The sequence below is a fragment of the Variovorax sp. TBS-050B genome, assembly GCF_029893635.1.
Lineage (GTDB): Bacteria > Pseudomonadota > Gammaproteobacteria > Burkholderiales > Burkholderiaceae_C > Variovorax.
In genome coordinates, this window is sequence record NZ_JARXYR010000002.1 from 2,235,939 (window position 1) to 2,259,485 (window position 23,547).

Annotated in this window: 19 protein-coding genes and 6 pseudogenes; 21 read left to right on the plus strand and 4 right to left on the minus strand. The window is 69.4% G+C overall.

The window, feature by feature from the left end; all coding sequences use genetic code 11:
- Positions 1–5: 5 nt before the first annotated feature.
- Positions 6–581 (minus strand): hypothetical protein, encoded by a 576-nt coding sequence (locus tag M2165_RS13440; protein WP_280815118.1) that lies wholly within the window; start codon positions 579–581, stop codon positions 6–8.
- 127 nt (positions 582–708) lie between these two features.
- Positions 709–1,626: a LysR family transcriptional regulator gene (locus tag M2165_RS13445; RefSeq protein ID WP_280815119.1), complete on the minus strand. Its 918-nt coding sequence runs from the start codon at positions 1,624–1,626 to the stop codon at positions 709–711.
- Between the two features lie 192 nt (positions 1,627–1,818).
- Here M2165_RS13445 and M2165_RS13450 point away from each other — a divergent pair, with 192 nt between their 5' ends.
- The 13 genes and pseudogenes from M2165_RS13450 to M2165_RS13510 all read left to right on the plus strand — a co-directional run bounded on the left by M2165_RS13450 (position 1,819) and on the right by M2165_RS13510 (position 13,211).
- Complete coding sequence (locus M2165_RS13450) at positions 1,819–2,475, plus strand: hydrolase (RefSeq protein ID WP_280815120.1); 657 nt, start codon at positions 1,819–1,821, stop codon at positions 2,473–2,475.
- 25 nt (positions 2,476–2,500) lie between these two features.
- A complete protein-coding gene (locus M2165_RS13455; RefSeq protein ID WP_280815121.1) occupies positions 2,501–2,791 on the plus strand; it encodes a DUF1427 family protein in 291 nt (96 codons plus the stop codon).
- Between the two features lie 80 nt (positions 2,792–2,871).
- Positions 2,872–4,765, plus strand: a pseudogene (locus tag M2165_RS13460) (amidohydrolase).
- Positions 4,766–4,770: 5 nt separating this feature from the next.
- Positions 4,771–5,169 carry a DoxX family protein gene (locus M2165_RS13465; protein WP_280815122.1) on the plus strand — a complete coding sequence of 133 codons (399 nt, stop codon included), beginning with the start codon at positions 4,771–4,773 and terminating at the stop codon, positions 5,167–5,169.
- Positions 5,162–6,736: an MFS transporter gene (locus M2165_RS13470; protein WP_280815123.1), complete on the plus strand. Its 1,575-nt coding sequence runs from the start codon at positions 5,162–5,164 to the stop codon at positions 6,734–6,736. The genes M2165_RS13465 and M2165_RS13470 overlap by 8 nt, the downstream gene beginning before the upstream one ends.
- Before the next feature lie 40 nt (positions 6,737–6,776).
- A pseudogene (locus M2165_RS13475) lies at positions 6,777–7,599 on the plus strand (alpha/beta hydrolase).
- 65 nt (positions 7,600–7,664) lie between these two features.
- Positions 7,665–8,540, plus strand: coding sequence for a diaminopimelate epimerase (gene dapF / locus M2165_RS13480; protein ID WP_280815124.1), 876 nt, complete (start codon positions 7,665–7,667; stop codon positions 8,538–8,540).
- The gene (locus tag M2165_RS13485; RefSeq protein WP_280815125.1) at positions 8,537–9,241 is read left to right on the plus strand and encodes a DUF484 family protein; all 705 of its coding nucleotides are present in this window, start codon (positions 8,537–8,539) and stop codon (positions 9,239–9,241) included. The genes dapF and M2165_RS13485 overlap by 4 nt, the downstream gene beginning before the upstream one ends.
- A gap of 155 nt (positions 9,242–9,396) precedes the next feature.
- Positions 9,397–9,513, plus strand: a pseudogene (locus M2165_RS13490) (YdcF family protein); the annotation flags it as partial.
- A gap of 49 nt (positions 9,514–9,562) precedes the next feature.
- Positions 9,563–9,874 carry a YdcF family protein gene (locus M2165_RS13495; RefSeq protein ID WP_280815126.1) on the plus strand — a complete coding sequence of 104 codons (312 nt, stop codon included), beginning with the start codon at positions 9,563–9,565 and terminating at the stop codon, positions 9,872–9,874.
- Positions 9,858–10,855 (plus strand): annotated as a pseudogene (locus M2165_RS13500) (tyrosine recombinase XerC). The gene M2165_RS13495 and the pseudogene M2165_RS13500 overlap by 17 nt, the downstream one beginning before the upstream one ends.
- A pseudogene (locus tag M2165_RS13505) lies at positions 10,852–12,073 on the plus strand (class I SAM-dependent methyltransferase). The pseudogenes M2165_RS13500 and M2165_RS13505 overlap by 4 nt, the downstream one beginning before the upstream one ends.
- Before the next feature lie 85 nt (positions 12,074–12,158).
- Positions 12,159–13,211, plus strand: coding sequence for a GTP-binding protein (locus M2165_RS13510; RefSeq protein ID WP_280815127.1), 1,053 nt, complete (start codon positions 12,159–12,161; stop codon positions 13,209–13,211).
- Between the two features lie 118 nt (positions 13,212–13,329).
- On the opposite strand, the gene M2165_RS13515 is transcribed toward M2165_RS13510, so the two are convergent.
- Together M2165_RS13515 and M2165_RS13520 are read right to left on the minus strand one after the other, a co-directional pair.
- Positions 13,330–14,499, minus strand: coding sequence for a DUF945 family protein (locus M2165_RS13515; protein ID WP_280815128.1), 1,170 nt, complete (start codon positions 14,497–14,499; stop codon positions 13,330–13,332).
- 148 nt (positions 14,500–14,647) lie between these two features.
- Positions 14,648–14,935 (minus strand): annotated as a pseudogene (locus tag M2165_RS13520) (DUF945 family protein); the annotation flags it as partial.
- Positions 14,936–15,196: 261 nt separating this feature from the next.
- Here M2165_RS13520 and dksA point away from each other — a divergent pair.
- The 8 genes from dksA to M2165_RS13560 all read left to right on the plus strand — a co-directional run bounded on the left by dksA (position 15,197) and on the right by M2165_RS13560 (position 23,546).
- Positions 15,197–16,183, plus strand: coding sequence for an RNA polymerase-binding protein DksA (gene dksA, locus M2165_RS13525; protein WP_280815129.1), 987 nt, complete (start codon positions 15,197–15,199; stop codon positions 16,181–16,183).
- A 74-nt stretch (positions 16,184–16,257) separates the two neighbouring features.
- Positions 16,258–17,895, plus strand: coding sequence for an STAS domain-containing protein (locus M2165_RS13530; RefSeq protein ID WP_280815130.1), 1,638 nt, complete (start codon positions 16,258–16,260; stop codon positions 17,893–17,895).
- 68 nt (positions 17,896–17,963) lie between these two features.
- Entirely contained in the window at positions 17,964–18,509 is a 546-nt protein-coding gene (gene hslV, locus M2165_RS13535; RefSeq protein ID WP_280815131.1) for an ATP-dependent protease subunit HslV, read from the plus strand.
- Positions 18,510–18,511: 2 nt separating this feature from the next.
- Positions 18,512–19,840, plus strand: a complete 1,329-nt coding sequence (hslU, locus tag M2165_RS13540; RefSeq protein ID WP_280815132.1) for an ATP-dependent protease ATPase subunit HslU — start codon at positions 18,512–18,514, stop codon at positions 19,838–19,840.
- A 268-nt stretch (positions 19,841–20,108) separates the two neighbouring features.
- A complete protein-coding gene (mraZ, locus tag M2165_RS13545; protein ID WP_280815133.1) occupies positions 20,109–20,537 on the plus strand; it encodes a division/cell wall cluster transcriptional repressor MraZ in 429 nt (142 codons plus the stop codon).
- 8 nt (positions 20,538–20,545) lie between these two features.
- Positions 20,546–21,469, plus strand: a complete 924-nt coding sequence (gene rsmH, locus M2165_RS13550; protein WP_280815134.1) for a 16S rRNA (cytosine(1402)-N(4))-methyltransferase RsmH — start codon at positions 20,546–20,548, stop codon at positions 21,467–21,469.
- A 2-nt stretch (positions 21,470–21,471) separates the two neighbouring features.
- Positions 21,472–21,801, plus strand: coding sequence for a cell division protein FtsL (gene ftsL / locus M2165_RS13555; RefSeq protein ID WP_280815135.1), 330 nt, complete (start codon positions 21,472–21,474; stop codon positions 21,799–21,801).
- Entirely contained in the window at positions 21,798–23,546 is a 1,749-nt protein-coding gene (locus M2165_RS13560) for a penicillin-binding protein 2 (protein WP_280815136.1), read from the plus strand. The genes ftsL and M2165_RS13560 overlap by 4 nt, the downstream gene beginning before the upstream one ends.
- Position 23,547: the final 1 nt, after the last annotated feature.

Here is a 23,547-nt window from a genome sequence, read left to right on the forward strand (position 1 = left end):
GCCGCTCAGTCGCCGCGCACCCAGTTGTAGAACATGCTGCGCTTGAAGCCGTTGCTCGTGTAGATCGGCTCCTTCGCATAGATATCCACCGCCGCCACCGCCGCCGTCAGCGCGAGGATGTCGGCTTCCTCCACGGCGTACCGTCCCGCGAGCAGCTTGCGCGCGATGGGGTGCGCGATGTTGCGCACCGCCTGGCCGCCGATCTGCGGCTGGCCGGCGGCCTCGAGGTACATGGCTTCGGCGAGATAGGCCGCGGCTTCGTTCTCGTGGCCCGAGTGCTTGCCGGTGGTCTGGATGTCGAGGTGCGCATGGGTGCACTCGTGCACCAGGAAGGCCTGGTCGCTCGCGTTCGAGATGCTGAAGCCGTCGCGCAGGTTGATGATGTCGGTGTCCATGTTGTAGCTCGCGCCCGCGCCGCTCGACACGGCGTTGCCGAGCTTGAAGGCGCCGCTCGCGATCGCGTCGGCCACGTCGATCTGGTAGGCGCTCGGGTAGACGCGCAGGCTCCGCACGGCGAAATTCAGGCGCGCGACGTTGAGGTCGCGCTTGAGGAAACTGACGATGTCGGACTTGAGCGTCATGCGCGGGAGGCTCCGTGGGTAAATGGTGGTGGACGAATCCGAAGCCACGCATTCTGGTGAGCGTCGCGCGCCGCGCCTATAGCCCGTTCGGCCGTGTGGCCCCGGCCCTTCGGCCGAGGCGCTCGGCTCAGCCGACGAGCATCGAGCGCGGCAGCAGCGCCGGCACCAGCGTGCGGTTCAGCCGCTCGCGCCACCAGCGCAGCGCCTGCCCCTCGGCGCCGGTCTTCCAGGCGAGCCAGAAGGGCTCGGGCGCGCGCGGCTCCTCGGTCGGCAACTCGACCAGCGTGCCGCGCGCGAGCTCGCCGGCGATGCAGGCGCGCGGCAGGAAGCCGTGGCCGAGGCCGGCCGCCTGGCAGGCGATCTTCGCGGCCATCGAGGGCACGGTGATGCGCGGCTGGCCCGCGAGCAGGCCCACGGTGCGGTCCGACAGCGTGCGCGCGCTGTCGCCCACGACGATGGCGTTGCATTCGAGCAGGTCGCCGCGCTGCAGCGGCCGGCCCAGGCGCGTGAGCGGATGGCTGGGCGCCACGCAGAACGCGAACGCGATGCTGCCGACCGTCACCGCCTGGTAGCCGCCGCCGGCCGGGCCTTCTCCCGCGGCGATGACGATGTCCGCGCGCCCCTCGCGCAGCGCCTCCCAGCTGCCGGTGAGCGCCTCGCAGGCGATGCGCAGCCGCGTGCCGCAGCGCAGGTCCTCGAAGGCGCGGATGTCGTCCATCAGCGATTGCGTGGGGATCAGCGAATCGTGCACCAGGCGCAGCTCCGACTCGAAGCCGGTGGCGATCTGCCGCATGCGCGATTCGAGGTCGTTGGCCGCGTTGAGCAGCCAGCGGCCCTCCTTCAGCATCTCCTCGCCCGCGGGCGTGAGGTTGACGCGCGGGCCGTTGCGCTCGAACAAGCGCATGCCGAGCTGCTCTTCGAGACGGCCCACGGCATACGAGATGGTGGAGGGCACCTTGTGGAGCCGCGCGGCGGCCGCGGCGAAGGAGCCGTGGCGGGCGATGGCGTCGACGACTTCGATGGCTTCGAGGCTGAGCTTGAGCACGTGCGTTCCCCATGAAAAGAAGGACCGAAAACCCTGGAGAATCAACGTTCGAAAAATTCGATCGATGACGCTGAAAACTTTCGCCGATGCTGGTCGGAATGGCCCCGATGATTCAGCCCATGCCGAGGGAAATGCTTCCCGAAGCGGATTGTGAATCGAATCGAACCTTTTTCATACTTCAGGAGTACTTTCATGTCGAAGATCCAGGCCACCCCCACCGCCGGCGCCACCTTGCTGACCCCCAACGACCACACGCTCGTGATGATCGACTTCCAGTCGCAGATGGCCTTCGCCACGCATTCGATCGACGCGGTCACGCTGCGCAACAACGCGGCGCTGGTGGCGCAGGCGGCGGCCGGCTTCAAGGTGCCGACCATCCTCACGACCGTGGCCGAGAAGAGCTTCTCGGGCCCGATGTTCCGCGAGATCGCCGAGGCCTTCCCGGGCCAGAAGATGCTCGACCGCACCTCGATGAACACCTGGGAGGACGCGGCCGTGATCGAGCGCGTGAACCAGATCGGCAAGCCGCGCATCGTGCTCGCCGGCCTCTGGACCAGCGTGTGCATCGTGGGCCCGGCGCTGTCGGCGCTGGACCAGGGCTTCGAGGTCTACGTGATCGCCGACGCCAGCGGCGACGTCTCGGCCGAGGCGCACAACCGCGCGATGGAGCGCATGGTGCAGGCCGGCGCGCGGCCGATGACCTCGCTGCAATACCTGCTCGAGCTGCAGCGCGACTGGGCGCGCGGCGAGACCTACGAGCTCACCACCGGCATCGCGAAGAAGGTGGGCGGCGCCTACGGCATCGGCATCGACTACGCCAAGAGCATGTTCGGCGCGCACGAAGGCTGATCGGAAACCCCAGGAAGCGCCGGCCATGAAGCCCTACCTCGTCTCCCTTGCGCTGGGCCTGCTGGTCGGCGTGATCTACGCGCTGTTCCAGGTGCGCTCGCCGGCGCCGCCGGTGATCGCGCTCGTGGGCCTGCTCGGCATCCTGCTCGGCGAGCAGATCCCGCCGCTGGTGAAGCAGCTGTCCGAGCGTCCCGCGGCCACGTCCTGGCTGCATCATCAGGTCAAGCCGCACGTGTTCGGCGAGCTGCCCCGCTGCGTGCAGCCCACGGCGAGCGGGACCGCCGCCGCCCGCCCCGCCGACCGGAGCGACGCATGAACGCCGGCGACCCGCAACGCCGCCGGTTCCTCGGCGCTCTCGGCGCCCTTGCCGCCACCACCCTCGCACCCACCACGACCATGGCCCAGACCCAGACCCCCGACCTCATCCTGCACAACGGCCGCTTCACCACGCTGGACCGCGCGAACCCGAATGCCGACGCGGTGGCGATCCTGGACGGCCGCTTCCTCCGCGTGGGCCGCGCCGAAGAGGTGCTGCCGCTCGCCGGCAGCCGCACCCGCGTGATCGACCTGCAGGGCAGGCGCGTGCTGCCGGGCCTGATCGACAACCACCTGCACATCATCCGCGGCGGCCTCAACTACAACATGGAGCTGCGCTGGGACGGCGTGAGGAGCCTCGCCGACGCCATGGCCATGCTGCGCCGCCAGGTCGCCGTCACGCCCGCGCCGCAGTGGGTGCGCGTGGTGGGCGGCTTCACCGAGCACCAGTTCGTGGAGAAGCGGCTGCCGACGCTGGCCGAACTCAATGCGGTGGCGCCCGACACGCCGGTCTTCATCCTGCACCTGTACGACCGCGCGCTGCTCAACGCGGCCGCGCTGCGCGCCGTGGGCTACACCAGGGACACGCCCGCGCCGCCCGGCGGCGAGATCGTGCGCGACGGCCACGGCAACCCGACGGGCCTGCTGCTCGCCAAGCCCAACGCCGCCATCCTCTACGCCACGCTCGCCAAGGGACCGAAGCTGCCCTTCGACTACCAGCTCAATTCCACGCGCCACTTCATGCGCGAGCTCAACCGGCTCGGCGTGACGGGTGCGATAGACGCGGGCGGCGGCAACCAGAACTATCCCGACGACTATGCGGTGATCCAGAAGCTCGCCGACGACGGCCAGCTCACGATCCGCCTCGCCTACAACCTGTTCACGCAGAAGCCGAAGCAGGAGAAGCAGGACTTCCTGAACTGGACCGCGAACTCGACCTACAAGCAGGGCGACGACTACTTCCGCCACAACGGCGCGGGCGAGATGCTGGTGTTCTCGGCCGCCGACTTCGAGGATTTCCGCGAGCCGCGGCCCGAGATGGGGCCCGAGATGGAAGGCGAGCTCGAAGGCGTGGTGCGCATCCTCGCGCAGAACCGCTGGCCCTGGCGCATGCACGCCACCTACGACGAGACCATCGACCGTGCGCTCGACGTGTTCGAGAAGGTCGACAAGGACACGCCGCTCGCCGGCCTGAACTGGTTCTTCGACCATGCCGAGACCATCTCCGAGAAGTCGATGGACCGCATCGCCGCGCTCGGCGGCGGCGTGGCGGTGCAGCACCGCATGGCCTACCAGGGCGAGTACTTCGTCGCGCGCTACGGCGCCGGCGCGGCCGAGGCCACGCCGCCCGTGAAGAAGATGCTGGAGCGCGGCCTCAAGGTCTCGGCCGGCACCGACGCCACGCGCGTGGCCTCGTACAACCCCTGGGTCTCGCTCTCGTGGCTGGTCACGGGCAGGACCGTGGGCGGCATGCAGCTCTATCCGCAGCGCAACTGCCTGGACCGCGAGCAGGCGCTGCGCATGTGGACCGAGAACGTGACCTGGTTCTCCAACGAGGAGGGCAGGAAGGGCCGCATCCAGGCCGGCCAGCTCGCCGACCTCGTGGTGCCCGACCGCGACTACTTCGGCTGCGCCGAATCGGAGATCGCCGACACCACCGCGCTGCTCACGATGGTGGGCGGCAAGGTGGTCTGGGGCGCCGGCCCCTTCGCCGCGCTCGACGAGGGCGCGCCGCCGCCCGCGATGCCCGACTGGTCGCCCGCGCGCACCTTCGGCGGGCTATGCGGGCTGGGCCGACACGGCCGAGGGCGCGCCGCTGCAGAAGGCGATGCGGAAGGCCGCCATGGCCTGCGCCTGCGCCAACGACTGCAACGTGCACGGCCACCAGCACGCCACGGCCTGGAGCAGCAAGCTGCCGATCGCCGACCTCAAGAGCTTCTGGGGCGCGCTGGGCTGCGCCTGCTGGGCGGTGTGATGGCGATGCGCTGGACCACTTCCGCCGCCGTGCGCTGGGTCGCCTTGCTGCTGCTGTGCGCGGCCTACCTGCAGGGCGGCCTGAACAAGGCGATGGACTTCGACGCGGCCCTCGTCGAGATGAACCACTTCGGCCTGTCGCCGGCCGGGCCGATGGCGGTGGCAGTGATCGTGCTGGAGCTCGGCGCCTCGGCGCTGATCCTCGCGGGCTTCTGGCGCTGGCTCGGCGCGCTCGCGCTCGCGGGCTTCACGCTGATGGCGACCTTCGTGGCGCTGCGTTTCTGGCAGATGCCCATGGGGCAGGCGCGCTTCATGGCGGCGAACGCCTTCTTCGAACACCTGGGCCTGGTCGGCGGCTTCCTGCTCGTCGCCTGGCTCGACCTGAAGGAGCGTGCACATGGCTGAAGCTTCCCGCGGCGCCTTCGCGCCGCTGCGCCAGCCGGTGTTCGCGGTGCTCTGGGCCGCCACCGTGCTCGGCAACATCGGCAGTTTCATGCGCGACGTGGCGAGCTCGTGGCTGGTCACCGACCTGTCGGCGAGCCCGACCGCGGTGGCGTTGATCCAGACCGCGGCCACGCTGCCGGTGTTCCTGCTCGCCATTCCGGCGGGCGTGCTGTCGGACATCCTCGACCGCCGCCGCTTCCTGATTTTCGTGCAGCTGGTGCTCGCGGCGGTCAGCGGCGCGCTGCTGGTGCTCTCGCACACCGGCGCGCTCACGGTCGAGTACCTGATCGCGCTGACCTTCGTGGGCGGCATCGGCGCGGCGCTGATGGGGCCGACCTGGCAGTCGATCGTGCCCGAGCTGGTGCCGCGCGCCGACCTCAAGGGCGCGGTGGCGCTCAACTCGCTCGGCATCAACATCGCGCGCTCGATCGGTCCGGCCGCGGGCGGGCTGATCCTCGCGAGCTTCGGTGCGGCCGTCACCTACGGGCTCGACGTGCTGAGCTACGTGTTCGTGATCGCGGCGTTGCTGTGGTGGAAGCGGCCGGCGGCGGTGGACAGCGGGCTGTCCGAGAACTTCCTCGGCGCCTTCCGGGCCGGCCTGCGCTACACCCGCGCCAGCCGCGAGCTGCACGTGGTGCTGCTGCGCGCGGCGGTGTTCTTCGTGTTCGCGAGCTCGGTCTGGGCGCTGCTGCCGCTGGTGGCGCGCCAGATGCTCGGCGGCAGCGCGGGCTTTTATGGCGTGCTGCTCGGCGCGGTGGGCGCGGGCGCCATCGGCGGCGCGCTCGTGATGCCGCGGCTGCGCGCGCGGCTCGATGCCGACGGCATGCTGCTGCTGGCCTCGCTGCTCGCCGCGGGCGTGATGAGCAGCCTGGTCTTCGCGCCGCCGCAGTGGCTCGCGGTGCTGCTGCTGTTGCTGCTGGGCCTGGGCTGGATCATCGCGCTGACCACGCTCAACGGCGTCGCCCAGTCGATCCTGCCGAACTGGGTTCGCGGGCGCGGCCTGGCGGTCTACCTCACGGTGTTCAACGGCGCGATGGCGGCCGGCAGCCTGGGCTGGGGCCTGGTGGCACAGCAGATCGGCGTGCCGTTCACGCTGGTCGCGGGCGCGGTCGGGCTGGTGATGGCGGGCCTGGCGTTCCACCGCGTGAAGCTGCCCACCGGCGAGGCCGACCTGCAGCCCTCGAACCACTGGCCCGAGCCGCTCGTGGCCGAGCCGGTGGCGCACGACCGGGGCCCCGTGATGGTGCAGGTCGAGTACCGCATCCGCAGGGACGACCGCGAGGCCTTCCTGGCCGTGATGAAGCGCCTCTCCCTCGAACGCCGCCGCGACGGCGCCTATGCCTGGGGCCTGCACGAGCACACGGCCGATCCCGAGCGGATCATGGAATGGTTCCTGCTGGCATCGTGGGCCGAGCACCTCCGTCAGCACCACCGCGTGTCGCAGGCCGACGCCGACCTGCAGGCCGAGGCGCTGCGCTTCCACGTCGGGCCGGGGCGGCCCGAGGTGCATCACTTCCTCTCGCTCTGAGCGAGTTTCGTTTCCCTTCATCAACCTCAAGGAAAAAACCATGACAACACTGACCCTGCGCGACGGCACCGAGCTCTACTACAAGGACTGGGGCACCGGCCAGCCGATCGTCTTCAGCCACGGCTGGCCGCTCAGCGCCGACATGTGGGACGCGCAGATGCTGTTCTTCGCCGAGCGCGGCTATCGCGTGATCGCCTTCGACCGCCGCGGCTTCGGCCGCTCGAGCCAGCCGTGGACCGGCTACGGCTACGACACCTTCGCCGACGACATCGCCGAGCTGATCGAGAAGCTCGACCTGAAGGACGTGGTGCTCGCGGGCTTCTCGATGGGCGGGCGGCGACGTCACGCGCTACATCGCGCGCAAGGGCAGCGCCCGCGTTGCCAAGCTCGCGCTGATCAGCGCGGTGACGCCGCTCTTCACGAAGACGGCCGACCATCCGGTGGGCCCCGAGGCCTCGGTGTTCGCAGGCATCCGCGCCGGCCTGGCGGCCGACCGGGCGCAGTTCCTCGACGACTTCAGCACCGTCTTCTACGGCACCAACCGGCCGGGTACGAAGGTCTCGCAGGGCGTCTTCAAGCAGACGCTGCAGATCGCACTGCAGGCCTCGATCAAGGCCACCATCGACTGCGTGACCGCGTTCTCCGAGACCGACTTCCGCCCCGACATGGCGAAGATCGACGTGCCCACGCTGGTGATCCACGGCGATGACGACCAGGTGGTGCCCTTCGAGGCCACGGGCAAGCTCGCGGCCGAGATGATCCCGGGCAGCCAGCTCAAGCTGTATGCCGGCGCGCCGCACGCCACCTGCACCACGCATGCGGCGCAGGTCAACGCCGACCTGCTGGCGTTCATCCAGGGCTGAGCCCGGCGGGCCGCCTCGGCGGCCCTGCCGGCGTGATGGGCGGCGCCGATGGCGATAATCCGCCCATGCGAATCCGCTTTACCAAGATGCAGGGAGCCGGCAACGATTTCGTCGTGCTCGACGAAACGCGCGGCGCGCTGGGCCTCAGCGCCGCGCAATACCGCTTCCTGGCCGACCGCCACTTCGGCGTCGGCGCCGATCAGATCCTCACGGTGCGGCCCTCGCCGGCCGAGGGCATCGACTTCCAGTACGTGATCCACAACGCCGACGGCGGCGAGGTGGAGCAGTGCGGCAACGGCGCGCGCTGCTTCATGCGCTTCGTGGCCGAACACAAGCTCACCGACAAGACCGCCGTGCGCGTGCAGACGCTCGGCGGCGTGATCGAGCCGCGCATGGGCGCGGACGGGCGCGTCACGGTCGACATGGGCGCGCCCGTGTTCGAGCCCGAGCGCGTGCCCTTCGACACCGCCGGCCTCGATGCGCAGCCCGAGGGCGGCTGGCACACCTGGCACCTGGCGCTCGGCACCCATGCCGAGAGCGCCATCGTGGCCGTCGCGGTGCTGTCGATGGGCAATCCGCATGCGGTGCAGGTGGTCGACGACGTCGACACCGCCCCGGTCGCCAAGCAGGGCCCGCAGATCGAGCACCATCCGCGCTTTCCGCAGCGCGTGAACGCGGGCTTCATGCAGGTGGTGGACCGCACGAACATCAAGCTGCGCGTGTTCGAGCGCGGCGCCGGCGAGACGCTGGCCTGCGGCACCGGCGCCTGCGCGGCGGTGGTGGCGGGCATCCGGCTCGGCCTGCTGGACCGCCGCGTCGACGTGCAGACGCACGGCGGCATCCTGACGATCGAATGGCAGGGCGAGGGCCAGCCGGTGCTGATGACCGGCCCGGCCACCACCGTCTTCGAGGGCGACATCGAGGTGCCCGACCTGCCATGACCCCTCCGACCCCGCACAACAACAACGCCGACGCCATGAACCCGATCACCGAAGACGACATCGCGAACTACCTGGCGAACACGCCCGACTTCTTCGAACGCCATGCGCAGCTGCTGGCGCAGGTGCAGCTCACCAGCCCGCACGGCAACCGTGCCGTGAGCCTGCAGGAGCGCCAGGCCGAGATGCTGCGCGAGAAGATCAAGGCGCTGGAGCACCGCCTGATGGACATGGTGCGCCACGGCACCGAGAACGTGGTCATCGCCGACCGCCTGCAGCGCTGGACCACGGGCCTGCTGACCACGCGCGACCCGCGCAGCCTGCCGTACCGCATCGCGGTCGACCTGCAGTCGCTGTTCCTGGTGCCGCAGACGGCCATCAAGGTCTGGGACTGCGGCGCCGACTATCTCAACGAGGCCTACGCGCAGTGGGTCAGCGACGACGTGAAGGCGCTCGCCACCTCGCTGACCTCGCCGTACTGCGGGCTCAACTCGGGCTTCGAGGCCGCCAACTGGCTGCCCGAGCCGGCCGGTGCCGCCTCGATCGCGCTGATTCCGCTGCGCGCCGATGCCGAATCGCCGGCCTTCGGCCTGCTGGTGCTGGCCTCGCCCGATGCACAGCGCTTCAACGCCGACATGGGCACCGACTTCCTCGAGCGCATCGCCCAGCTGGCTTCGGGCGCGCTCTCGCGGCTGCGCCCTTGAGCCCGCGCCGCCGGTCCTGGCGGGCCGTGCGGCCGGTGCTGTGGACGGTGCTGATCGCCGGCCTGCTGGCGTACCTCGCGATCGCGGCCGTCATCTGGCGCCGCGCCGCCGAGGCGCTCGCGCACCCGCCCACGCGCACGGCCGATGCCGCGCTGGTGCTCGGCAACCGCGCCTACCTGCGCGGCAAGCCCAATCCCTGCCTCACGGGCCGCGTCGATGCCGGCATCGCGCTCGCGCAGGCGGGCCGCGTGCAGCACCTGGTGCTGTCGGGCGGCGTGGACAAGGAGGACGGCCGCATCGAGGCCGAGGTCATGGCCCAGCATGCGCCGCGCGCAGGGCCATGCCGGCGCGCTGCTGCTGGAGCCGGCCTCGACCTCCACCCGGCTGAACTTCGCGCTGTCGCGGCCGCTGCTGAAGGCGGCGGGCATCCGCAGCGTGATCGTGGTGTCGGAGCCCTACCACCTGTGGCGCGCGGAAAGGCTGGTGCGCGCGAGCGGCTTCGACCGGGAATTCGACGTGCAGTACGCCGCCGCGAGCACGCGCTGCTGGCGGCGCTGGGGCATGCTCTTCAAGGGCGCGTTGCGCGAGCCGCTCGCGGTCGTGAACAATGCATTCCATGGCTACCTCCACTGACGCCGCCGACAGCGCCGAAGGCTGGGTCGAGAAGTACCTCGCGCACGTGCGCGTGGAGCGCCGGCTCGCGGCGCGCACGGTCGAGCTCTATGCCTTCCATCTCGCGACGCTCCAGGCCAACGCCGCCGAGGCCGGGCTCGCGCTCGACCGGGTGCAGACCGCCCACGTGCGGCGCTGGATGGCGCAGCTGCACGGGCGCGGGCCGCGAGCCGCGCGGCATCGCACTCGTGCTCTCGTGCTGGCGCAGCTTCTACCGCTGGCTCGGCAACGAGGGGCGGGTTGGCTTCAATCCGGTGCAGGACGTGCATGCGCCCAAGGCCGCGCGGCCGCTGCCCAAGGCGCTGGCGGTGGACGACGCGGTGCAGCTCGCCGAGCTCTACGATGCCGAGGCCGACCCCTGGACCGAGGCGCGCGACGGTGCGATCGTCGAGGTGCTCTACGGCTGCGGCCTGCGCGTGAGCGAACTCACCGGCCTCGACGCGCGGGCGAGCGCCACCGCGCGCGGCTGGATCGACCTCGAATCGCTCGAAGCCAACGTGCTCGGCAAGGGCGGCAAGCGGCGCCTGGTGCCGGTCGGCGCCAAGGCGGCCGAGGCGCTGCGCGAATGGCTCGCGGTGCGCGGCGATTGCGCGGCGCTCGGCGCGGCCGCGCAGCGCGACCCGGACGGCGCGGCGGCGCTCTTCATCAACAGCCGCGGGCGTGCGGATGTCCTCGCAGGCCGTGTGGAAGCTGCTGCGCCAGCGCAGCCTGAAGGCGGGGCTCGCGGCGCCGGTGCATCCGCACATGCTGCGGCACTCGTTCGCGAGCCACGTGCTCCAGTCGAGCAGCGACCTGCGCGCGGTGCAGGAGCTGCTGGGCCACGCCAACATCTCGACGACGCAGATCTACACGCGGCTGGATTTCCAGCACCTCGCGAAGGCCTACGACGCCGCCCACCCCCGTGCCAAGGCCAGGGACGACAAGGACAACGACAAACCATGAAGACCCTCCGCCTCAAGCCCGGCAAGGAACGCTCGCTGCAGCGCCGCCATCCCTGGATCTTCGATTCCGCCATCGCGCGCGGCGGGGCCGATGCGGGCGAGACGGTGCGCGTCGAGTCGCACGACGGCGCCTTCCTGGCGTGGGCGGCGTTCAGTCCGGCTTCGAAGATCCGCGCGCGGGCCTGGAGCTTCGTCGAAACGCAGCGCATCGATGCCGGCCTTCTTCGCCATGGTCTGCGCGCGTGCGGTCGCCGCGCGCGGGCTCTTCGAGCTGCAGAGCGACGGCGTGCGGCTGGTGCACGGCGAGGCCGACGGCCTGCCGGGGCTGATCGTCGACCGCTACGGCGACACGCTGGTGGCGCAGTTCCTCTCGGCCGGCGTGGAGCGCTGGAAGGGCGTGATCGCCGACGCGCTGCTGCAGGCCACGGGGCTGCAGAAGCTCTACGAGCGTTCCGATGCGAGCGGCCGCGAACGCGAGGGGCTCGCGCCCGTCACCGGCTGGCTGCGCGGGGAGGGCGCCACCGAACTCACGATCCGCGAGCACGGCTGGCAGCTCTCGCTCGACATCGCGACCGGCCACAAGACCGGCTTCTATCTCGACCAGCGCGACAGCCGCCAGCGCTTCGCCGAACTCGCCGCGCACCGGCGCTTCCGGCGGGTGCTCAACTGCTTCTGCTACACCGGCGGCTTCACGGTGGCCGCGCTCGCGGGCCTGCGTACGGCCGGCGCGCTCGACGGCGCCGAGGTGGTGTCGGTCGATTCCTCGCTGCCCGCGCTCGATCGCGCGCGTGACCACCTCGCGCTCAACGGCTTCGCGGGCGAAGGGGCGGGCGTGAAAGCGGAATTCCTCGACGCCAACGTCAACACCGTGCTGCGCGAATTCATCGACCAGGGCCGCAGCTTCGATGCGATCGTGCTCGATCCGCCCAAGTTCGCGCCCACGGCGCTGCATGCCGAGCGCGCGGCGCGGGCCTACAAGGACATCAACCGCCTCGCGCTCAAGCTGCTGGAGCCCGGCGGCGTGCTGCTGACCTTCTCGTGCTCCGGCGGCATCAGTGCCGATCTTTTTCACAAGATCGTCGCTTCGGCCGGCATCGATGCCCAGGTCGACGGCTACATCAGCGAACGCCTGGGCGCCGCGCCCGACCATCCGATGACCATCGAGTTTCCCGAGGGCGAATACCTGAAGGGCCTGGTGGTGGTCCGCAAGCCCGCTTGACCCTGCGCCAACGCAACTGAGTGGCATTGGCTAAACTGCCGGGCCCGTTCCTTCCAACCCGCATTTCCGCTTCCGGAGCACATCCATGGCCCTCATTCCCGCCACCATCCTCACCGGCTTCCTCGGCTCGGGCAAGACCACGCTGCTCAAGCGCATCCTCACCGAAGCGCACGGCCAGAAGATCGCGGTGATCGAGAACGAGTTCGGCGAAGAGAACATCGACAGCGACATCCTCGTGACCGAATCGAAGGAGCAGATCGTGCAGATGAGCAACGGCTGCGTCTGCTGCACCATCCGCGAGGACCTGCGCGAGGCGCTGCAATTGCTGGCCGCGAAGAAGCGCAAGGGCCTGCTCGACTTCGACCGCGTGGTGATCGAGACCACCGGCCTCGCCGACCCCGGCCCGGTGGCGCAGACCTTCTTCATGGACGACGAGATCGCCGAGAGCTACCTGCTCGACTCGATCCTGACGCTGGTCGACGCCAAGCATGCGCCGCAGCAGCTCAACGACCGTCAGGAGGCGCGCCGCCAGGTGGGTTTTGCCGACCAGATCTTCATCAGCAAGAGCGACCTCGTGAGCGCCGACGAGACGGAGGCGCTGATCCACCGCCTCAAGCACATGAATCCGCGCGCGCCGCAGAAGAAGGTGCATTTCGGCGAGGTGCCGATCGCGGACGTGTTCGACCTGCGCGGCTTCAACCTGAACGCCAAGCTCGACATCGACCCCGATTTCCTCAGCGCCGACGACCACGACCACCACGACCATGACCACGCGCATGGCGAGCACTGCGACCATCCCTCGCACAAGCACGAGGGCCACGGCCACCACCACCACGTGGACGACGACGTCAAGAGCTTCGTCTACAAGGCCGACCGGCCCTTCGACCCGGCGCGGCTGGAAGACTTCCTGGGCGCCATCGTCAACATCTATGGCCCGCGCATGCTGCGCTACAAGGGCGTGCTCCACATGAAGGGCACCGAGCGCAAGGTGATCTTCCAGGGCGTGCACCAGCTCATGGGCAGCGACCTCGGCCCCGAATGGGGCAAGGACGAGGTACGCCAGAGCCGCATGGTGTTCATCGGCATCGAGCTCCCGCGCGAAATCCTCGAGCAGGGGCTCGAACAATGCCTGGTCTAGGTCCACCCCCAGGCTTCGCGCACTTCGTGTCGCTGCGCCAACCCCCTTGCAGGGGGCAACACCAGCGGCCGGGCAAAGCCCGTTCCGCGGTGTTTCACGGCTGATCGGCGCAGTCTTCTTATTTGCTCGTACCGGCCATGCCGGCGCCCATGGGCTTGCCGTTGAGCTTCAGGCTGCCTTCGCTGAACTCGACCTGGCTCGTCACGTCGCTGCCGTCGCGCTTGACGAAGCCCTGGGCCTCGCCTTGCTCGACCAGCCCGGCGACCAGCTCGGGCGGCGGCGTCTGGCCGCTCTCGGCGCCGGTGGCGGCGACCTGCTCGATCCACTGCATCGGCAGCCGCGCGCTCGCCTTGAGCACGCCGCGCTTCATCAGCAGCATCTGGCCCGGCGCCGCGAGGTCTTCGTCGGTCACGCCGGCCAGGCCCACGGAGTAGCTCAGCTCGGCGCGCTTGCCGTCGATCTCGACCTGCAGCTTGTCGAGCCCGAATTCGGGCCCGTGCTTGGCCATGGCCTTGAGGTCCGGGCCGAGCTGATCGAAGAGGGCCTTCATCGCGGCCTGGGAGGCCTTGCCGCCGCCCTTGCCGCAGCCGTTGACGGCCGCCGACTGCATCCAGGCGTCCGCAAGCTTCTTGTAGCCCGCGGCATGGATGCGGCGTGCGCCGCTGCTCATCTCGAAGCCGCTGATCCTGGTGTCGCCGACCTTGCCCGTGCCCTTGAGGGTGCCGGTCGAGGCGTAGAGGCCGTCCTGGATGGTGGCCTCGCCGCGCAGGTCGACGTTCTGCAGCAGCACCGCCGGCAGCGGCTTGCCCGAGGCGCCGCCCAGGCCCTTGGGCGCCGCGAATTCGAGGCTCTCGAGCCGGCCTTCGGTCTTGCCGGTGGCGAGCATCCAGCCGGCGGTCTGGTCCATGTCGGCCTTGCCGGTGATCTTGCCCATCTTGAACGTGGCGCCGGTGCGCGCGTCGACCACGTCCAGGCCCGGCATGGTGAGTTCGTAGCGCACGTGGGTGCGTGCGCCGTTCATCTCGATGCGGGCCTGCGCGCCTTGCCACGCGAACTGCGCCTTGCCTTCCTCGGCCAGCTTGACCGGGGCCACGGCGAGGTCGCTGGTGTAGCCGCCGTCGAAGCCGACGCGGGTGTGGGCCGTGAGCGGCTTGGCCTTGCCGAAGAGCTTCTCGGCCTCGGCCTGACCCTTCACGTCGAACACCAGTTCGCTGTCGATCACCGCGGCGGCCAGCGTGCCGCCGGCGATCGGGCCGTGGCGGATGCTGTCGCGGAAGGTGATGCGCATCGTCTTGAAGGGGACGGGGCCGGCGTCGTCGTCGCTGTCGGCCTCGTCGGCGGGCTCGGCGGGCTTGGCCGCCGGGCGCCTGCGCCGCCGCGGTGTCGGCGGCGCAGCCGATCTCGAGCGTCACGGTGCTCACGGCACCCAGGAAGCCCCGCTCGTAGCTGCGGTCGGCGACGCGGACCAGCGAGGTCTGCTTCGGCAATTCGCCCAGCGCGGTGGCATAGGCCGACTCGATCTTCGAGCCGGCCCACCAGGTGGCTCCTCCGTAGGCGACGGCGATGGCGGCGGCCAGCGTGCCCAAAACTGCTTTTTTGCTCAAGATTGCTTCTCTTTTCTGGAAATGATGGATCGACCGCGCGGTTTCCGATGTGCGGCGGTCTTCGTTGCCCCCTCCGGCAACGCCGGCGATGCTACCGGAGGCAACCGGGGTCCGGCACATCCCACTTCGACACGGGTTCTCTATACAATCGCGCGCCTGTTCCGGGAGCCGCGCCCATCGTCCGATCGACGAAACGCGGCTTGCGGCACGGGGCGCCGCAGGTTTCTGGCGGGCTTTCGGGGGTATAACCCCGGGGTTCGTCACTGCGGGCACTCCGACGACGTGGAGCCCACGCGGCCTGAATTTGAAGGCCGCAGCAGCTCCCTCGGGAGGAGACACCCAGTGAAAGCGCGTTCCAGTTCGTTCAAGGAGCCAGTCACCGTGAAGAAACCCGCCGCCAAGGCCACGCCAGCCACCAAGACCGCCGCCAAGAAAGCGGCGGCCGCCAAGCCGGCTGTACCTGCGGCAAAGAAGGTTTCTCCCGTGGCCAAGGCCCCGGCCGCGAAGCAGGGCAGCGCTGCCAAGAAGCCAGCAACGCAGACGGCCGAGTCCGCGACCGTTGCGAAGAAGTCCGCCAAGCCCGTCAGTCCCGTTCCGGCCAAGAGCACGGCAAGGACTGCGGCGGCGGACCCGTCGCCATCCAAAACCGCCGGCCGCACTGCTGCCGTTTCCCCTGTTCCTCCGACCCCCATGAAAAAAACGGCTGCCGCCTCTGCCTCTTCTTCCGCCACGGCGACACCTTCGACGCCCGCCCAGACCGCGGCCCCCGCTCCTGCAAAGGGCGGCCGCGTGTCGCGGCTGTCGCAGCTGACCGTGCCCTCCATGCCGCAATCGGTGGCTTCCACCGCGGCCAAATCCTCCTTTTCCCAGGCACCCTCCAACGCGCTGGTGCCTCCTCCGCCCGTGTCCATCAAGAAAGACCCCAAGCTCGCGAACAACTGGAAGGCCAAGTCGGCTGCCGAACTGACCGACGCCGAAGTGATCGCCATGCCCGATTCCGAGTACATGAACGAGAAGCAGATGGCGTTCTTCCGCCTGAAGCTCGTCGAACTCAAGCGCGGCATCCTGGAAAACGCCGGCGAGACCACCGAGCACCTGCGTGAAGACACGGTCGTCGTGCCCGACCCGGCCGACCGCGCCACCATCGAGGAAGAGCATGCGCTCGAACTGCGCACCCGCGACCGCGAGCGCAAGCTGCTCAAGAAGATCGAGCAGTCGATCCAGCGCATCGACAACGGCGACTACGGCTACTGCGACGAGACCGGCGAGCCCATCGGCGTCGGCCGCCTGCTGGCACGGCCCACGGCCACGCTGTCGCTCGAAGCGCAGCAGCGCCGCGAGCTGAAGCAGAAGATGTTCGGGGACTGAGCGGAAGACGACGCCGCTTCGCCTCGAAACGCTCGCCGATGCCAAAGGAAGAGTCGGGCCGCCTTCTGTCCAAGGTGGCGAAATTCGTCCGCAATCCGCTCAAGGATTGGTCGGAACTGGATGCGACCGCCGATTCCACGCTGCCCGACCCGGCCTACAGCCGGGAAATGCTCAAGGAAATCATCGAACGGCGCCAGCGCAACGACTTCGTGCGCCGGCGCGAGTTCGACATGCTGCGCAAGCTTCGCCAGCGCGAAGCGGCGGCCCATGCGTTCGAGGGAACGGTCACGCCGTCGTCCTTCAACGTGAACAGCACCACCACCGAGAAGTCGGAGGGACGCGCGCTCACGCTCAAGAAGATCGACGAGATCGAAGAGCAGATGTCGCAGCAATGGTGGAAGGGCCGCGGCCCGAACGGCGAGACGCTGGCCACCGCGCCGCCCGACGCCGGCGCCGAGACCCTGCCGCCGCCCGCCGACCCCGGCGAACTGGCGCGGATGCTCGCGGCGCCGGCTGCGGCACCCGTCCCTGCGCCGGCACCGGCGCCGGCCGTTGCTGCGACGCCTGCGGTTTCGGCCGCCGCCGGCGATGCGTCGCTGCGCGCGGCCAGACTCGCGCGCGACGGCGCGCTCGAGGAGGCCGTGATCCGGTTCGCGCACGGCGACGACGCCGGCGCCGAGGCGATTCTTCTGCAGGCCCTGGCCTCCGAGAGCGCCCCCCCGGCCGCCGAAGGCGACAGCCAGGCCCAGGCCGCCGTCGAGCGCGACGACGCCCGCTGGCGCGCACTGTTCGACCTGTACCGCGCCACCGGCGACGCCACCCGCTTCGCCGCCGCGCGCATGCGCTACGCGCAGCGCATGAAGCGCATGGGCCCCGACTGGGTGCCGCTCGACGAACTGGCGCGCAACGTCAGGACGGTGGCGGCGAGCGAATTCGCCGACCTCGCCCCGGCGGGCGCCGACTGGGCCTGCCCGGCGCGCCTCGCGCGCGACGGCCTGGTGCAGCTCACGCGCGCGCTCTCGCAGGCCGGCCCGGTGTGGACGCTCGACTGGCGCGCCCTGACCGCGATCGAGCCCGACGCCGCCGCCCCGCTGCGCGTGCTGTTCGCCCACTGGGCCGATTCGCCGGTGCAGCTGCGCTTCCTCGGTTCCACGAAGCTGCAGTCGGTGCTGGCCGAGGCCACGCCCAACAACGAGCGCGGCACGGCGGACGTCTGGTGGCAGCTGCACCTGGCGGCGCTGCGCATGATGAACATGCCCGACGACTTCGAACTGGTGGCGCTCAACTACTGCATCACCTACGAGGTTTCGCCGCCGTCGTGGCAGGATCCCAAGGGCACCTGCGTCGCGCTGGCGCCGCCGTCCGGCGGCCAGCCCAGTTCCGTCTGGTCGCTGCTCTCCAGCGGCGAATCGGAGAGCTTCCCGTCCAACGACACCGGTTTCGCGGCGCTGGCGGGCGATCTGCGCGGCGAGGCGCATTCCAGCCTGCAGCGGCTCGATGCCGAACTGCGCAACAGCACCACGCCCGTCATTTCGTGCGCCGCGCTGCTGCGCATGGACCTCGCCGCGGCCGGCACGCTGCTGGCCTGGGTGCGCGCGCGCGACGGGCAGGGCGAGCGGGTCCAGTTCGTCGATGCCCACCGCCTGATCGCGGGCCTGTTCGATCTCGTCGGCATCGCCGACCACGCCACGGTCGCGGTCCGGAAGAACTGAGGCCCGGCCGCGGCCATCCGTGGCCGCCCGGGGGTTGCATTGGGTCGCCCCGTCCCCAGATGGCTTCGATGGAACAGTTTCACGGCACCACCATCGTGAGCGTGCGCCGCAAGACCCCCCAGGGCGACCAGGTCGCCATCGGCGGGGACGGGCAGGTCACACTCGGCAACATCGTCATCAAGGGCACCGCGCGCAAGGTGCGGCGGCTCTACCACGGCAAGGTGCTCGCCGGCTTTGCCGGCGCCACGGCCGACGCCTTCACGCTCTTCGAGCGCTTCGAGGCCAAGCTCGAAAAACACCAGGGACACCTGACCCGCGCCGCGGTCGAGCTCACCAAGGACTGGCGCACCGACCGCGTGCTGCGCAAGCTCGAAGCCATGCTCGCCGTGGCCGACGCCACCACCTCGCTCATCATCACCGGCAACGGCGACGTGCTGGAGCCCGAGGACGGCGTGATCGCCATCGGCTCGGGCGGCGCCTACGCGCAGTCGGCGGCCAAGGCGCTGATCGAGAACACCGAGCTCACGGCCGAGCAGATCGTGCGCAGATCGCTCGCGATCGCCGGAGAAATCTGCATTTACACGAACATGAACCACACCGTGGAAGCGCTCTGACCATGTCCATGACCCCCCAGGAGATCGTCTCCGAGCTCGACAACCACATCGTCGGCCAGCCGGCCGCGAAGCGCGCCGTGGCGATCGCGCTGCGCAACCGCTGGCGCCGCCAGCAGGTCGAGGAGAAGCTGCGCACCGAGATCACGCCGAAGAACATCCTCATGATCGGCCCCACGGGCGTGGGCAAGACCGAGATCGCGCGCCGCCTCGCGCGGCTCGCCGACGCGCCCTTCATCAAGGTCGAGGCCACCAAGTTCACCGAGGTGGGCTACGTCGGCAAGGACGTCGATTCGATCGTGCGCGACCTCGCCGAGATCGCCGTCAAGCAGACGCGCGAAGCCGAGAGCGCCAAGGTGCGCGCGCGGGCCGAGGACGCGGCCGAGGAGCGCATCCTCGACGTGCTGCTGCCGCCCGCGCGCGGCGGCGACGGCACGCAGCCCGCGCTCGACGGCCCCAACCCCACCCGGCAGGCCTTCCGCAAGAAGCTGCGCGAGCACCAGCTCGACGACAAGGAGATCGAGATCGACCTCGCCGAGACGCGTGCGCCGCTCGAGATCATGGGCCCCGCGGGCATGGAGGAAATGACCGAGCAGCTGCGCGGCATGTTCGGCCAGCTCGGCGGCGGCAAGCGCAAGACGCGCAAGCTCAAGATCGCCGAGGCGATGCGCCTCCTGATCGACGAGGAAGCGGCCAAGCTCGTCAACGAGGACGAGATCCGCGCGCAGGCGATCGCCAATGCCGAGCAGAACGGCATCGTCTTCATCGACGAGATCGACAAGGTCGCGACGCGCAGCGAGGCCCAGGGCTCCGACGTCTCGCGCCAGGGCGTGCAGCGCGACCTGCTGCCGCTGGTCGAGGGCACGGCGGTCACCACCAAGTACGGCGTGGTGCGCACGGACCACATGCTGTTCATCGCGAGCGGCGCCTTCCACCTGAGCAAGCCGAGCGACCTGATCCCGGAGCTGCAGGGCCGCTTCCCCATCCGCGTCGAGCTGCAGTCGCTCTCGGTGGCCGACTTCGAGAGCATCCTCACGCAGACGCGCGCGTCGCTCGTGAAGCAGTACCAGGCGCTGCTCGCCACCGAAGGCGTGACGCTGGACTTCACGCCCGAGGGCGTGACCCGGCTCGCGACCATCGCCTTCGAGGTCAACGAGCGCACCGAGAACATCGGTGCGCGCCGCCTGTCGACCGTGATGGAGCGCCTGCTCGATGAGGTAAGCTTCGACGCTGCCCGCATCGAAGGCCAGACCGTCCGCATCGATGCCGCCTACGTCGACGAGCGCCTCGCTGCGCTGAGCCACGACGAAGACCTCTCGCGCTTCATCCTCTGAAGCTGCTTGCGGCCCCCTGTAACGGGGCCGCGCTTCACGCATCACATTCATTGCGTGAGCTAAGTGCTTAATTCTCAACGAAATTCGCCGGTTTCCAGGTTTGGAAATCGGCGCTAAGTCGTTGATTCCATTACAAAAAATACCTCTCGAGCCCCGTTGCGTGCGAAGTGTTTCCTGCTACAGTGCAAAAAAGTGCATTTAAGTGGGAAAAAGTGCGGGTGGTGCCTCTTTCAGGTGCCGCAGCACTCCCAAACAGGGGTTTCTGGTCGTGTTTCAAGGCGCTTCATCGCTCAGTCTCGATGCCAAGGGGCGGCTCTCCGTGCCGACCCGGCATCGTGACGTCCTGAGCGCGACGGCGAACGGCCAGCTCACGGTCACCAAGCATCCGCACGGCTGCCTGATGGTGTTCCCCCGTCCCGAATGGGAGAAGTTCCGCGAGCGCATCGCCGCACTGCCGATGTCGGCACAGTGGTGGAAGCGCGTTTTCCTCGGCAACGCGATGGACGTCGAGATGGACGGCACCGGCCGCATCCTCGTGTCGCCCGAGCTGCGTGCCGCCACCGGCATCACGCGCGAAACGCTGCTGCTGGGCATGGGCAACCACTTCGAGCTCTGGGACAAGGCGACCTACGAGGCCAAGGAGGCCGAGGCCACCCAGGGCGAGATGCCCGACGTGTTCCAGGACTTCGCGTTCTGAGGGCTCCCGTGAACACCCCGTGGACTCATACGACCGTCTTGCTGGACGAAGCGGTGGAAGCCCTTCTTTCGGGCAGCACGGCGGCCGCCGGCACCTTCGTGGATGCGACCTTCGGGCGCGGAGGGCATGCGCGCGCGATCCTCGCGCGGCTTGCACCGGAAGGCAGGCTGATCGCATTCGACAAGGATGCGGAAGCGGTGGCCGAAGCAGCGCGCATCTCGGATGCGCGTTTTTCCATCCGGCACCAGGGTTTCCGCGCCCTGGGCGAACTGCCCGAGGCCAGCGTCGCGGGCGTGCTGATGGACCTGGGCGTGAGTTCGCCCCAGATCGACAACCCGGTGCGCGGTTTCAGTTTTCGTTTCGACGGCCCGCTCGACATGCGCATGGACACCACGCGCGGGGAGAGTGTGGCCGAGTGGCTGGCAACGGCCGAACTTCAGCAGATTGCAGAGGTGATCCGTGACTATGGCGAAGAACGGTTTGCTGTTCAGATTGCAAAGGCGATTGTTGCTCGCAGACAAGAACGGGGCGCAATTTCAACCACCACCGAACTGGCCGAGCTCGTGGCTGGCACGGTCAAAACCCGCGAGCCGGGCCAGAACCCTGCAACGCGCACATTTCAGGCTTTTCGGATTTTCATCAACGCCGAGCTTGAAGAGCTGCAACAGGCGCTAGAGGCGAGCCTCTCGGTGCTGCAGCCCGGCGGCCGCCTCGCGGTGATCAGCTTCCATTCCCTCGAAGACCGCATCGTGAAGCAGTTCATCGCGAAGCATTCGAAGGAGGTCTACGACCGCCGCGCGCCGTTCGCGGCGCCCAAGGCCATGAAGCTGCGCGCGCTCGAGCGGATCAAGCCCTCGGCCGAAGAGGTGGCCGGCAACCCGCGCTCGCGCAGCGCGATCCTGCGCGTGGCCGAGCGCACCGCGGAGCACTGAGCATGGCCCGCCTCAACCTGCTCCTGCTGCTCGCGGTGATCGCCTCCGCGCTCTATCTCGTGCAGACGCAGTACCGCTCGCGCCAGCTCTACACCGAGCTCGACCGCGCCCAGCAGGAGGCCCGCCGTCTCGAGCTCGACCACGACCGCCTGCAGGTGGAGAAGCGCGCGCAGGCCACGCCGCTGCGCGTGGAGAAGCTCGCGAAGGAACAGCTCCAGATGCGCACCACCTCGCCGGCGATCACGCAGTACGTGCGGCCGGACGGCACCGTGATCCCGGCCGTGGTGGCGCCGCCGCCCGAACCCAAGCCGCCGGCCAGGGGGCAGCGATGAGCCGGCGCAGCGTCCGCTACACCACCAGCCCGCTGCTCGCGAGCAAGACGCCGGTCTGGCGCAGCAAGTTCATCGTCGCGGGCATCGCCTTCGGCTTCGTCGTGCTGGCGGGCCGGGCGGCGTACGTGCAGGTCTTCAACAACAGCTTCTTCCTGCGCCAGGGCGAGGTGCGCTTCGCGCGCACGCTCGAGCTGCCGGCCAACCGCGGCCGCATCCTCGACCGCAACGGCCTGATCCTCGCCTCGAGCGTGGTGGCGCCGAGCATCTGGGCGATCCCGGAGGACATCGAGCGCGACGATCCCGAGGTGCGCGCCAAGCTCAAGCAGGTGGCCAAGCTGCTCGAGATGTCGCAGAAGGACTTCGACAAGAAGCTCGAGGACGAGGACAAGACCTTCGTCTGGGTCAAGCGCCAGGTCGACGAGCCGATCGCCAAGCAGATCGCCGCGCTGAACATCAAGGGCCTCTACCAGCGCAAGGAATACAAGCGCCAGTACCCCGAGGGCGAGGCCGCGGCGCACGTGGTGGGCTTCACCAACGTCGAGGACAACGGCCAGGAAGGCATCGAGCTCGCCTTCAACAAGGACCTCGCCGGCAAGGCCGGCTCGCGCCGCGTCATCAAGGACCGGCTCGGCCGCGTGGTCGAGGGCGTGGGCGAGCAGGTGCCGCCGGTGGACGGCAAGGACATCCAGCTCAGCGTCGACAGCAAGGTGCAGTTCTTCGCCTACCAGAAGCTGCGCGACGCCGTGACCGCGCGCAAGGCCAAGGCCGGCAGCGTGGTGGTGCTCGACGCCGTCACCGGCGAGGTGCTGGCGCTGGCCAACTACCCGAGCTACGTGCCCGACAAACGGCAGAACCTCACCGGCGAGCAGCTGCGCAACCGCGCGCTCACCGACACCTTCGAGCCCGGCTCCACGATGAAGCCGATCACGGTCGCGATGGCGCTCGAGGCCGGCCGCATCAAGCCCTCGACGCTGATCGAGACCGGCCCGGGCCGCTACCAGATCGGCGGCTTCACCATCAGCGACACGCACAACTACGGCACGCTCACGGTCGAGGGCGTGATCCAGAAGTCGAGCAACGTGGGCGCGCTCAAGATCGCGCAGAAGATGTCGCCGCACGAGATGTGGGACACCTACACCGCGCTCGGCTACGGCCAGAAGCCGCAGATCCAGTTCCCGGGCGCGGTGAGCGGCCGGCTGCGTCCGTGGAAGACCTGGAAGCCCGTCGAGCAGGCCACCATGGCCTACGGCTACGGCCTGTCGGCGTCGCTGTTTCAGATGACGCATTCGTACACGGCCTTCGCGCACGACGGGTCCATCATTCCCGTCACCATCCTCAAGGGCTCCGAGCCGCCGGTCGGCGTGCGGGTGTTCTCGCCTTCCAATGCGCAGGCGGTGCGCAAGATGCTGCAGATGGCCGCCGGGCCGGGCGGCACCGGCACGCGCGCGCAGACCATCGGCTATTCGGTCGGCGGCAAGTCGGGCACCGCGCACAAGCAGGTCGGCAAGGGCTATGCGAGCAACAAGTACCGCGCCTGGTTCACCGGCATGGCGCCGATCGACAAGCCGCGGATCATCGTCGGCGTGATGATCGACGAGCCGAGCGACGGCCAGTACTTCGGCGGCCTGGCCGCCGCGCCCGTTTTCAGCGAGGTCGTGCAGCAGACCCTGCGCATGATGAACGTTCCGCCCGACCTCGCGGTCAAGCCGCTGGTCGTGACGCAAGGCGTCGACGAGAGCTTCTGAG